We start from the raw sequence: 12,072 nt of genomic DNA on the forward strand, positions 1-12,072 counted from the left end.
GGCGGGTGGGGGAAAAAACCGCTCGGCTCGGCCGCAAGGCCACGACCGGCACGCGGCCCCCGTCCCTTCGAGGCACAAGCCGCCAGGCGCACCGTCATTCGCGGTCCAGCCCCCCACCCCGACCCCCCAGCGCGAGGTAGACGTCCTCCAGACTCGGCGTGGTCAGCGTGAAGTCGTCGAGCGCCGCGAAGGCCGGCCCCTGCGTGAGGGTGGTGACGAGGGCGCGCGCGTCCTCCGCCGGGAGGCGGAGCGTCCAGCGGCGGCCCGCGACCGTGGCCGTGGCGTGCGCCGCGGCGAGGGCCGGTACCCGTAGCGGCGGCTCGTCGCGCCAGACGAGTTCGAGCCGCACCTCGGTGCTGACCAGCGCCCGCAGTCCGGCCGGGCTGTCGCAGGCGATGACCCGGCCGGCGTCGAGCACCGCGACCCGGTCGAGGACGGTCTCGGCCTCGGTGACGTTGTGGGTGACCAGCAGCACCGTGGTGCCGTCCCGTTCGCGGCGCCGGTCGAGGGCGGCCCAGACGGCGCGCCTGGCGACGGGGTCCATGCCCGCGGTCGGCTCGTCGAGCACCAGCAGCGGCCGCTGCCCGGCCAGCGCCGCGCCCACGCAGGCGAGCCGCCGCTGGCCGCCGGAGAGCCGCTTCAGCGGGCGGCCGGCGAGCGGCCCGAGCGCCAGCTCGTCCAGCACGGCGTCCCGCTCGCGGCGGGCGGTGACCGCGTCGAGGCCGCGCAGCCTGGCGGTGGTCTCGACGGCGAGGGAGACCGTCAGCTCGTCGAGCGCCGTGGACTCCTGGCCGAGGTAGGCGAGCAGCCGGGCGGCGTTCCCGGGGTGGCGGACGAGGTCGTGGCCGAGGAGTGAGATCGTGCCGGTGTCGGGGCGGAGCAGCCCGGTGAGCTGCCGGACCAGGGTGGTCTTGCCCGCGCCGTTGGGGCCGAGGAGGCCGAAGATCTCACCGCGGGCCACGTCGAGGTCGATGCCGTCGCTGGCGACGACCGGCGGGGCGGGGGTCGCCCGGCGCCGCCCCGGGCGCCAGCCGTGGCGTCTGGCCCGGTAGGTCTTGACGAGTCCGCGCACGGTCAGCGCGGCCGGGGTGGCGGCGCGTGGCGGTGCGGGGGTTCGGGCCTCGGCCCGTGCGGTAGATGAGGCCACGGTGTACGAGCCTACGCCGCGCGGCGGGCCGGCCGGACGCCGGGGCGGGGGACAGACCGGGTCAGGAGGCGCGTTCGACGCCCGTCCTGGTGTCGACCTCGCGCCAGAAGCCGGCCCTGATCGCGTAGCGGTCCTGCTCGTCGATCTGGTCGTCCTTGTGCGCCAGCAGCCCGAACCGGGCGGCGTAGCGGAGCAGTTCGCCGTCGATGCGGTGCGGGATGCGCGGGTACTCGGTGGAGAGCCGGTCCAAGTGGTTGCCCGAGACCAGACGTTCGGCCCAGCGGCGGGCGAACACCTGGCCCACCTCGAACGGGTCGCCGCTGACGGCGGTGATGTCCTCCTCGCGGTCCGCCCACCGCTGCTCGGCGGTGGTCAGCTGGGAGAGCATCGGCAGGGCGGCGGCCTCGGCGGACTCCTCCGGCGCCCCCCGGTCGACCCAGCCGCGGTCGGAGGACCAGCGCAGGGTCGCGGTGGGCGGCGGGCCGCCGTGCGGCGCGACGGGCGCGGGGCGGCCGAGGGAGGCGAGGTCCTTGGGGGTGGGGACGCCCTTGCCCGCGGTTCCCGGGGCGCCGGCCGTGGCCGGCTCGCGGTCCGCGGGGCCGCAGCCCTCGGCGGTCTCGGGTGCCGAGCCGTTCTTGCCCGCCGTGGCCCGGGGGGTGCTGGCCGGTTCGCCGCCGGTGCCGCGGGTCTCGGGGAGCGGCGCGGCGAGGATGGCGGCGATCTCGGGGCGCGGGGTGGGGTGCCCGGGGTCGGCGGCGGGTGCCTCGTTGACGCGGACGGCGCGGGTGATCCAGGCGCGGTCGAGGACGCGGCGCTCGTCGGCCTCGGCGACCAGGTCCTCGGACTGGTTGTAGTCGCCGTCGGCGGCCTGCACGGCCCACAGGTGGACGGCGACGCCGTGTTCCTTCGCGGACATGAGGCCGGGCAGCAGGTCGCCGTCGCCGGTGACCAGGACGATGTCGGCGCAGGCGCGGTTGCGGGCCAGCTCGGTGAGCTCGGCGTGCATGGCGGCGTCGACGCCCTTCTGCGCCCAGCGGCCGTCGCTGCGGGTGAGTGCCCCGAGGCGCACGGTGACCCGCGGCATCACGCGCAACCTGCGGTGTTCCGGCTGGGGCACCCGGTCGGGCGCGCCGTCGAACCAGTAGATGCGCAGCAGCTCACGGCCCGTGTCGGCCTCGGCGCGCTCGCGAAGGGCCTGGATCAGCTCGGCGTGGTCGACGGTGATGCGTGGGCGGGCCGGTTCGCCCGCGAGCAGGCTGGCGGCGGCGCCCAGCAGATAGCCGGCATCTACCAGGACGACGCAGCGGTCCACGTTGCACCTCGCTCACCAGAACGTTCACAGAAGTGTCTTCTTCAGTCTGCCCGCCTTGAGTCTGCCCGACCGAGGCGCCGTTATCTGCGCCAACTCGATCTTCGGCGTGGCGAATCCGCCGGGCCCTCCGCCCGGAATGCGAACTATGGTGCGCCGTGCGAATCTGGTCGCGGGCCCGTGGTCTACCCCACGTTTCCGTCTGTCCCAGCCTGGAGGCGATCATGGCCAAGAACAAGAACCGCGACCGGCGGCAGCAGCAGGACGTCCGGCGAGCCGACCGGTCGAGCTCCGGTTCGGGGGCGAGTCCCTCGCCGTCCGACGCGATGACGGACCAGCCGAAGATCCGCAAGCGCGAGCGGCGGTTCGGTCACAACTGACGCGGCGGCACGGCACACGTTTCAGGGCGCACCCCGGTACGGGGTGCGCCCTGAAGCACGCGGTCGCCGCCGCGGCCGCGTTTTCCGACGCCGTTCCTAATCCGTGAAGGCGTGCCGCTCGTGCGCCGCCGCGAAATAGCGGGCGTCGGAGACCTCGGAGTGCGCCGAATAAACCGGCACCGGGGGCGCGCCGCGGTGCACGATGTCCCACGCCTCGTGCACGCAACGGATTCGGTCCTCGAATGCGGAGCCGGGGAAGTATTCCAGCAGCGCGTGCACGGCCGTCTCCCGCGAAGCGTGCGCTTCACGGACCAGGAAAACGGCCTTCTCTATCATTCGGGCATCCACGGCAGCCCACCCCTCTAACGGAGATTCGCTCATTACCGAAGGTAGACCCGCGAATGCCCCGTTCAGGTAAAGCGCTATCCATCATCCAGCCAAGCAGGTCGGCCCCAGGAGCGCTTTGAGATCGCCGAAGAGCGCCGGATCCGCCTGTACCCGGTGGCGGTCGAGCCGGAGCACGGTGGTGCTCCGTTGGCCCTGCAGCTTGACCCGCACCTCGGTGGGTCCGCGGTGCTGGCCCAGCACCTCGCCGAGCCTGGCCACCAGCGGCGGGGTGACCTTGACCGCGGGGATGGTGATGGTGACCAGCGTGTCGGCCGAGGCCTCGGAGAGGTCGGGTACCTGGAGTTCCATGGCGACGAGGCGGGGGACGTCCTCGCGTTTGTCGAGGCGTCCCTTGACGAAGACGACGGCGTCCTCGACGAGTTGGGTGGAGACGAGCTGGTAGGTGGCGGGGAAGAACATGCAGTCGAGGGAGCCGCCGAGGTCCTCGACGGTGGCGATGGCCCAGGGGTTGCCCTGCTTGGTCATCTTCCGTTGGAGCCCGGAGATGATGCCACCGATGGTGACCACGGCCCCGTCCGGGTAGTCGCCGCCGTTGAGCGCCGAGATCGCCGCGTCCGCCTTCTCGTCCAGGATGTGCTCGATCCCGAACAACGGGTGGTCCGACACGTACAGACCCAACATCTCCCGCTCCTGGGCGAGCAGGTAGGTCTTGTCCCACTCCTCCTCGGAGAACTCCACGTCGAGGCCGAAGCCGGGCCCGTCGTCGGCGCTGTCGTCGCTCATGCCGCCGAACAGGTCGAACTGGCCCTCGGCCTCCTTGCGCTTGACCTGCACCACGTTGTCGATCATGGTCTCGAAGTGGGCGGTGAGGCCCTTCCTGGTGTGGCCGAGGGCGTCGAAGGCGCCGGCCTTGATCAGCGACTCCACGGTGCGCTTGTTGCAGACCACGGCCTCGACCTTGTCGAGGAAGTCGGGGAACGAGCTGTACTTCCCCTTGCTCTTCCGGGTCGCGACGATGGAGTCGACCACGTTCTGCCCCACGTTGCGGACCGCGGTGAGGCCGAAGACGATCGTCTCGTCACCGCGCGGCGTGAAGAACGCCTCGGACTCGTTGACATCGGGCGGCAGCACCCTGATGCCCATGCGGCGACACTCGTTGAGATAGATCGCCATCTTGTCCTTGTCGTCGCGCACCGAGGTGAGCAGACCGGCCATGTACTCGGCCGGGTAATTGGCCTTGAGATATGCCGTCCAGTAGGTGACGAGGCCATATGCCGAGGAATGCGCCTTGTTGAACGCGTACCCGGAGAACGGCACCAGCACGTCCCAGACGGCCTGGATCGCCTCGTCCGAGTAGCCGCGTTCGCGCATGCCGGCCTGGAAGGGGACGAACTCCTTGTCCAGGATCTCCTTCTTCTTCTTGCCCATGGCGCGGCGGAGCAGGTCGGCCTGTCCGAGCGAGTAGCCGGCGAGCACCTGGGCGGCCTTCTGCACCTGCTCCTGGTAGACGATCAGGCCGTAGGTGACGTCGAGGACCTCCTTCAGGGGCTCCTCGAGCTCGGGGTGGATCGGGGTGATCTCCTGCTGGCCGTTCTTGCGGAGGGCGTAGTTGATGTGGCTGTTCATGCCCATCGGGCCCGGCCGGTACAGGGCGCCGACGGCGGAGATGTCCTCGAAGTTCGTCGGCTTCATCATGCGCAGCAGTGAGCGCATGGGGCCGCCGTCGAACTGGAAGACGCCCAACGTGTCGCCGCGCCCGAGGAGTTCGAAGGTCTTGGGGTCGTCGAGCGTGAGGTCGAGCAGCTTGATGTCGACGCCCTTGTTCTTCTTGATGAGCTTGAGGGCGTCGTCCATGATCGTGAGGTTGCGCAGGCCGAGGAAGTCCATCTTCAGCAGGCCGAGCGCCTCACAGGTGGGGTAGTCCCACTGGGTGACGACGACGCCGTCGTTCTTGGGCGCGAACAGCGGCACGTGGTCGACCAGCTTCTCGCTGGACATGATGACGCCGGCCGCGTGCATGCCCATCTGCCGGACCAGGCCCTCCAGGCCCTTGGCCGTGTCGATGACCTTCTTGACGTCCGGCTCGTTCTCGTACATCGACCTGACCTCGGCCGCCTCGCTGTAGCGCGGGTGGTTCTTGTCGGTGATGCCGGAGAGCGGGATGCCCTTGCCGAGGACGTCGGCGGGCATGGCCTTGGTGATGCGGTCGCCCATCGCGTACGGGTAGCCGAGCACGCGCGAGGAGTCCTTGATGGCGGCCTTGGCCTTGATGGTGCCGTAGGTGCCGATCATCGACACCTTGTCGGCGCCGTACTTCTCGGTGACGTACCGGATGACCTCGCCGCGCCTACGCTCGTCGAAGTCGATGTCGACGTCGGGCATGGAGACGCGCTCGGGGTTGAGGAACCGCTCGAAGATCAGCCCGTGGTCGAGGGGGTCGAGGTCGGTGATGCCCATCGCGTACGACACGATCGAGCCCGCCGCCGAACCACGCCCTGGACCCACCGCGATGCCCTGCGACTTGGCCCACATGATGAAGTCCGCGACCACGAGGAAGTAGCCGGGGAACCCCATCTGGATGATGATGTCCATCTCGTAGTCGGCCTGCTTCTGCCGGTCCGCCGGCACCCCGCCCGGGTAGCGGCGGGCCATGCCGCGCGCGACCTCCTCGCGGAACCAGGAGACCTCGGTGTGCCCCTCGGGCACGTCGAACCGCGGCATCAGGTCGCGGGGCTTGAACCAGTCGGTGGTGTCCACCTGCTGAGCGACCAGCATGGTGTTGGCGCAGCCTTGCTGCCAGGCGTCCGAGGAGTCGATGGCGTACATCTCCTCGGGCGACTTCAGGTAGTAGCCCGTGCCGTCGAACCGGAAACGGTCCGGGTCGGACAGGTTCTTGCCGGTCTGCACGCACAGCAGCGCGTCGTGCGCGCTCGCCTCGTGCGCGTAGGTGTAGTGCGAGTCGTTGGTGACGATCGGCGGGATGCCCAGCTTCCTCCCGATCTCCAGCAGCCCGTCCCGGACCCGGGTCTCGATGTCGAGACCGTGGTCCATCAACTCCAGGAAGTAGCGGTCCTTGCCGAAGATGTCCTGGTAGTCCGCCGCCGCCTTCAGCGCCTCCTCGGGCTGGCCGAGCCGCAGCCGCGTCTGCACCTCGCCCGAGGGGCAGCCGGTGGAGGCGACCAGGCCCTCGGAGTACTGGGAGATGGTCTCCTTGTCCATCCGGGGCCACTTGACGAAGAAGCCCTCGGTGTAGGCGTCCGAGGAGAGCCGGAACAGGTTGTGCAGGCCGGTCTTGTTGACCGCCCAGATCGTCTTGTGGGTGTAACCACCGGAACCGGAGACGTCGTCCTTCTTCTGGTGCGGCTGTCCCCACTGCACCCGCCGCTTGTGCCGCCGCGACTCCGGCGCCACATACGCCTCGATCCCGATGATCGGCGTCACCCCGGCACCCGTCGCCTGCTGGAAGAAGTCGTACGCCCCGTGCAGGTTCCCGTGGTCCGTCACGGCGATATGGGACATGCCCATGTCGTTACAGGCCTTGAACATGTCCTTGAGCCGCGCCGCACCGTCCAGCAGCGAGTACTGGGTGTGAACATGCAGGTGTGTGAACGGCTTGGTCACTCCAGGGGCCTTCCGCAGCAGGGTCAGGGGCCTTTGACCCTACCCCCACGCGGCCCCGTCGTACGCCCTCGGGGCACCCCGGCCCGCCGCGGCGTTTCCGCAGGTCAAAGGCGGCGCCTCGGACGTTTTCCAAGGTCAAGAAGGCCCCTGCGAATCCCCACCCGACACGCGCGACCCGGGTGCCGGTGGGGGCCGGCACGCCCGGGCCCCACCGGCGCCGGGGCCACCCGTTCCGTCAGCGGCCAGCGTCATGGCACACTCGGCTCGATGGGCATGTCGGCTTCCTGGATACGCGTGCTGCGCGCGGCGGTGTTCGCCGCGCTCTCCGTCACGCTCGCCACCGGGGCCCATGTGCTGCTGTCCGGCGCGCCGCTGCCGCTGCCCACCGTGGCCCTGGTCGCGGCCGGCGTCTTCGCCGTCGCGGTGCTGCTCGCCGGCGACCGCGAGCGGGGCTTCTGGCCCATCGCCGGGCTGCTCCTGCCGCTGCACCTGGCGGCCGACACCGTCTTCACCTCCGGCCAGGCCACCTGTTACGGCCCCGGCGGCGGCCCGGTCACCGGCCCGCTGCGGCTCCTCGGCCTCGACCTGATCTGCGGCGGCGGCGACCTCGGCGCCCCGCTGGCCCGGCTCACCGCGAGCGGTCCCGGGCCGCTGACCGCCAGCCCCTGGCTGCTGCTCGCCGCCCACCTGGCCGTGGGCCTGCTCGCCGCCGGCTGGCTGCGCTGCGGCGAGGCCGCGCTGGCCAGGCTGCTGCGCGCGGCCGTCGCCGCCGGCTTCCGGCCGCTGCTGCTCGCGGTGGCCGCCCGCGTCGACCGGCGGCCCGCCCGCCGGCCGCTGCCCCGCGCCACCGGCGCCGACCGCCCGGCCCCGGCGCTGCCCGCCCTCGCCCACTCCGTGCTCCGGCGCGGTCCGCCCGCCGCCCGGCGGTACGCGCCGGCGTGATCTCACGCCGCCGCGCCACCGCCCCGCGCGCGACAGCCGACCGACACACCACACACACGGAGACAACCCCACCATGAGCAAGCGCAACTCAGCCGAGGCCAAGCGGGCCGCCAGGGAAAGGCTGCGGGCCGAACGCGAGCGTCAGGAGAAGAAGGCCAGGCTGCGCCGGCGGCTGGTCGTCGGCGGCGTGGCGGTCGCCATCCTCGGCGCCGCCGGCGGCATAGGCGTCTCCGTCGCCAGCATGGGCGGCGGCGGTGACAACACCGACTGGGGCGCGGTGCGCTCCCAGCTGGAGGACGGCGCCGGCGGCGAGCAGGCCGAGTTCGCCACCGCCGCGCCCGCCAACGCGACCGGCGACGACGGTCTCACCGTCCGGATCGGCGACGAGGACGCCGCCAACACCCTCACCCTCTACGAGGACCCGCGCTGCCCGGCCTGCGCCGCCTTCGAGCAGGGCACCGGCGAGACGGTCAGGCAGGGCGTCGAGAACGGCGACTACGCCGTCGAGTACGTCTTCGGCACCTTCCTCGACGACCGGCTGACCGGCAGCGGCTCGAAGAACGCCCTCAACGCGCTGGGCGCCGCGCTCGACGTCAGCCCCGAGGCGTTCGTGGCCTACCACGACGCGCTCTACTCGGCCGAGTTCCACCCCGAGGAGTCGTCCGACGAGTTCGCCGACGACGACTACCTGCTCGAACTGGCCCAGTCGGTCCCCGAGCTCGCGGACAACCAGCAGTTCGAGGACGCCATCCAGAACAGCACCTTCGCGGTCTGGGCGCTCCAGATGTCGGACAAGTTCAACGCCGACGAGGAGGTCACCGGCACCCCGACCCTGAAGTTCAACGGCGAGGTGGTCGACACCCCGCAGACGCCGGAGGACTTCACGGCCATGGTGGAGGCCAACAGCGTCGACTGATCCGCGCCACGGGCGGGCGGCCCACCCGGTCCCGGAACCGAACACCGGGTTTCCGCCCGCCCGTTGGCTCCCCTTACGCTTCTGCCCATGCCAGGGGGAGAACCGGGACAGGTGATCGACGCCCGCTTCGAGCTGCGCGAGCGGCTCGGTCGCGGGGGCATGGGCACGGTGTGGCGGGCCATGGACCTGGCACTCCACCGGGAGGTGGCGATCAAGGAGGTCCGGCCCCCCGAGGACGCGGCCCCGGCCACCGAGGCCATGCTCAGGGAGCGGGCGCTGCGCGAGGCCCGGGCGCTGGCCAGGCTCAACCACCCCAACGTGGTGCGGATCTACCACATCGTGGACCTCCAGCCGCACCCCTGGCTGGTGATGGAGCTGCTGCCGGGCGACACCCTGGCGTCCAGGGCCGCCGGGGGCCCACTGCCCTGGGGCGAGGTGATCCGTTACGGCCGCGACGTGCTCGCGGCGCTGCGCGCCGCCCACGAGGCCGGCATCCACCACCGGGACGTGAAACCGGCCAACGTGCTGCTGCGGCAGGACGGCTCGGCCGTGCTCACCGACTTCGGCATCGCGGCGGTGGCCGACGGCGGCTCACTGACCATGACCGGCGGCATCGTCGGCTCCCCCGAGTTCATCGCGCCCGAGCGACTGCGCGGCGCCCCCGACCACCCGGCGGCCGACCTGTGGTCGCTCGGCATCACCCTCTACCTGCTGGCCGAGGGCGTCAGCCCACTGCGCCGCGCGTCGACCGTCAACACGCTCGCCGCGGTGCTCGAGGACCCGGTCCCGCCGCCGGTGCGGTCCGGACCGCTGGGCGACGTGCTCAGCGCGCTGCTGGTCAGGGACCCGGCGGCCAGGCCGACCGCCGCCCACCTGGACGCGATGCTGGCCATGGCGGCCCAGCAGGCCGCGGCCGCCCCCGCCTGGCAGCCGGCCGCCACCCCGGAGACCAGGCCGACCCGGGTCTCGCCGCCCCCGCCCGGCACCCCGGGGACCGGGCGGTCCAGGACCGCGCTGGTCGCCGGGCTCACCGCCGGCACGGTGCTGCTCGCCGGCGGCCTCGCCGCGGCCCTGCTGCTCGGCGGCGGTTCGGACGCGACCGCGGACCCCGACCCGACCGTCACCGGCGAGCCCACGGACCGCGAGGTCGATCCGGTGCCGCCCTCCCCCGGCACCCCCGAGGGGGCGACGCCCTCCCCCGGCCAGACGACCGCCGAGCCGACGGAGGAGCCCGTCGAGCCGACCGAGGAGCCCACGACCGACGCGCCGGAGGACGGCCCGGACGACGACGACGGCGGCGGCGCCGGTGCCGACGCCGGCTTCTGGATGGCCCAGCTGTTCTCCGAGCCGGTCGAGAGCGGCCCAGACGTGCGCGACCAGCGGCTGGCCGCCGTCCGCGCCGAGGGCATGCCCGAGGCCGAGGTGGTGCTGAGCGACGACTTCGCCTCGCTCAACCCCGGCTACTGGGTGATCTACGCGCCGGGCCCCTTCGCCGACGGCCGCGACGCGCTCGCCTTCTGCGCCGACCGCGGCCGCACCACCTCCAACCAGTGCATGGGCCGCTACCTCAGCGACGACCCGGCGGACGGCGTCTACATCTGCCAACCCGGGGACGACGGGCCCAGCGGCCGCTGCGAACGGGAGTGAGCCGGCTCCCGTCCTCAGTCCAGGTCGCGCAGGAAGTCCTCGGCCACCCGCCAGGTGCGCTCGGCGGCCTCCGCGTCGTGGTCCGGCAGCCCCCGGTGCGTGTAGAGGTGCCCCGCGCCCCGGTACCGGAAGACCTCCACGTCGGCCCCGGCGCCCCGCATCTTCAGGTACCAGACGGTCAGCCAGTCGTGCGGCTCGAACGCGTCCGGGTCGGCGACGTGCAGCTGCACGGGAAGCCCGTCGACGTCCGCGTCGTCCTGGACCTCCCCCGTGCCGTGCAACAACAGCAGGCCACGGGCCTTCTCGTCGCCCATCGCGATGGTCTGCGCCAGCCAGGCGCCGAGCGAGAAGCCCGCGTAGACCAGGCCGCCCTCCGAGTGCGGAGCGGCCGCGGCGATGGCCCGCCGCAGGATCTCGTCCTGGCCGATCTCGTCCTTGAGCTCCGTGCCCGCCTCGATCGACTCCGGGACGCGGCCGTCGAACAGGTCGGGGGTGAACACCCGGTGGCCCGCGGCCCGCAGCCGCTCGGCGGCCTCCTCGACGGCGGGGTGTAGCCCGACGACGGAATGAAAAAGCATGATATCGGTCACGGTCCGAAAATCCCTCGGGTGATAGCTATGGGTCGGGGCAGGCGCAATCCTGCCAGGCGGGATCGACAGGCCCCGCCACACGAAGCGGCGAAGAGGAGCTGAGAGCGCCGATGCACGACGTGTTGCGGCCGCTGCTCGCGATAGGCGGCACGATCACGCTCACCGTGGTCATTGGCTGGATGATCGACCGGGCGTTGCGCGCGGCCGACGCGCGACACCCCGACACGCGCCTGTGGGGGCTGCTGCGCCGCTGCCAGCTGCCGCTCCAGGTGCTGCTGGCCTCGGTGGGCACCCAGGTCGCCTACGACATGTTCGACCTGGAACTGCGGCGCGGCGACGTGATGCGCAGCCTGCTGGCGCTGGTGGCCATCGCGTCGACCGCCTGGCTGACCATCAGGGCGGCCGGCGCGGTCGCCGAGAACTACCTGGCCCGCTACGAGGCGCGCACCCACGACCTGGCCCGGGTGCGGCAGTTCAGAACCCAGCTGACGATGCTGCGCCGGGTGATCACCTCGGTCCTCGCGGTGGTCGCCGCCGCCGTCACCATCCTGGTGCTCTTCCCCGACCTGCGGACCCTCGGCACCTCGATGCTCGCGTCGGCCGGCGTGATCGGCATCATCGCCGGTGTCGCGGCGCAGTCGATGCTGAGCAACCTCTTCGCCGGCCTCCAGATCGCCTTCGGCGACTCGGTGAAGATCGGCGACACCGTGGTGGTGGACGGCGAGTGGGGCACCGTCGAGGAGATGTCGCTGGCGTTCCTGACCGTGCGGATATGGGACGACCGCCGGCTGACGATGCCGGTGTCCTACTTCAACAACCGCCCCTACGAGAACTGGTCGCGCGGCGGCAACGAGATCACCGGCACCGTCTTCCTCCACCTGGACCACACCACGCCGGTCTCCGAACTGCGCAAGCACCTCGGGGAGTTCCTCGAAGGCCGCGCCGACTGGGACGGCAGGCACTGGGACCTGGTCGTCACCGACACCACCCCGTCCACCATCGAGGTCAGGGCGGCCATCTCGGCGGCCAACGCGAGCGACGCCTGGTCGGTGCGGTGCGCGGTCCGCGAGGAGCTGGTCGCCTGGCTGCGCGACAACCACCCCTACGCGCTCCCACGGATCAACACCAGCCCGGCCGCGGCGCCGCCCGAGCCCGCCTGAGAACGGTGGCCC

10 protein-coding genes are annotated in these 12,072 nt (G+C 72.0%); 5 read left to right on the forward strand and 5 right to left on the reverse strand.

The annotated features are described in order from the left end of the window. Positions 1–94 precede the first annotated feature (94 nt). Together RNC47_RS23840 and RNC47_RS23845 are read right to left on the reverse strand one after the other, a co-directional pair. Complete coding sequence (locus RNC47_RS23840) at positions 95–1,072, reverse strand: ABC transporter ATP-binding protein (RefSeq protein WP_311601622.1); 978 nt, start codon at positions 1,070–1,072, stop codon at positions 95–97. Between the two features lie 136 nt (positions 1,073–1,208). Then, positions 1,209–2,459, reverse strand: coding sequence for an NYN domain-containing protein (locus tag RNC47_RS23845; RefSeq protein ID WP_311601579.1), 1,251 nt, complete (start codon positions 2,457–2,459; stop codon positions 1,209–1,211). A gap of 221 nt (positions 2,460–2,680) precedes the next feature. On the opposite strand from RNC47_RS23845, the gene RNC47_RS23850 reads away from it, so the two are divergent. Then, positions 2,681–2,836 (forward strand): hypothetical protein, encoded by a 156-nt coding sequence (locus tag RNC47_RS23850; RefSeq protein ID WP_311601580.1) that lies wholly within the window; start codon positions 2,681–2,683, stop codon positions 2,834–2,836. A 96-nt stretch (positions 2,837–2,932) separates the two neighbouring features. On the opposite strand, the gene RNC47_RS23855 is transcribed toward RNC47_RS23850, so the two are convergent. Continuing rightward, entirely contained in the window at positions 2,933–3,172 is a 240-nt protein-coding gene (locus RNC47_RS23855; RefSeq protein ID WP_311601581.1) for a hypothetical protein, read from the reverse strand. 93 nt (positions 3,173–3,265) lie between these two features. Continuing rightward, a complete protein-coding gene (gene dnaE / locus RNC47_RS23860) occupies positions 3,266–6,805 on the reverse strand; it encodes a DNA polymerase III subunit alpha (RefSeq protein WP_311601582.1) in 3,540 nt (1,179 codons plus the stop codon). A gap of 267 nt (positions 6,806–7,072) precedes the next feature. Between dnaE and RNC47_RS23865 the strand changes: the two genes are divergently transcribed. The 3 genes from RNC47_RS23865 to RNC47_RS23875 all read left to right on the forward strand — a co-directional run bounded on the left by RNC47_RS23865 (position 7,073) and on the right by RNC47_RS23875 (position 10,310). Further along, positions 7,073–7,747: a hypothetical protein gene (locus tag RNC47_RS23865; RefSeq protein ID WP_311601583.1), complete on the forward strand. Its 675-nt coding sequence runs from the start codon at positions 7,073–7,075 to the stop codon at positions 7,745–7,747. 73 nt (positions 7,748–7,820) lie between these two features. Further along, positions 7,821–8,663, forward strand: coding sequence for a DsbA family protein (locus tag RNC47_RS23870; protein WP_311601584.1), 843 nt, complete (start codon positions 7,821–7,823; stop codon positions 8,661–8,663). Positions 8,664–8,750: 87 nt separating this feature from the next. Further along, positions 8,751–10,310 carry a serine/threonine-protein kinase gene (locus RNC47_RS23875; RefSeq protein WP_311601585.1) on the forward strand — a complete coding sequence of 520 codons (1,560 nt, stop codon included), beginning with the start codon at positions 8,751–8,753 and terminating at the stop codon, positions 10,308–10,310. Positions 10,311–10,324: 14 nt separating this feature from the next. On the opposite strand, the gene RNC47_RS23880 is transcribed toward RNC47_RS23875, so the two are convergent. Beyond that, positions 10,325–10,888, reverse strand: a complete 564-nt coding sequence (locus tag RNC47_RS23880; RefSeq protein WP_311601623.1) for a dienelactone hydrolase family protein — start codon at positions 10,886–10,888, stop codon at positions 10,325–10,327. Between the two features lie 122 nt (positions 10,889–11,010). On the opposite strand from RNC47_RS23880, the gene RNC47_RS23885 reads away from it, so the two are divergent. Next, positions 11,011–12,060 (forward strand): mechanosensitive ion channel family protein, encoded by a 1,050-nt coding sequence (locus RNC47_RS23885; protein ID WP_311601586.1) that lies wholly within the window; start codon positions 11,011–11,013, stop codon positions 12,058–12,060. The last annotated feature ends 12 nt before the right edge of the window (positions 12,061–12,072 follow it).

The organism is Streptomyces millisiae (assembly GCF_031845425.1).
GTDB lineage: Bacteria > Actinomycetota > Actinomycetes > Streptomycetales > Streptomycetaceae > Streptomyces > Streptomyces millisiae.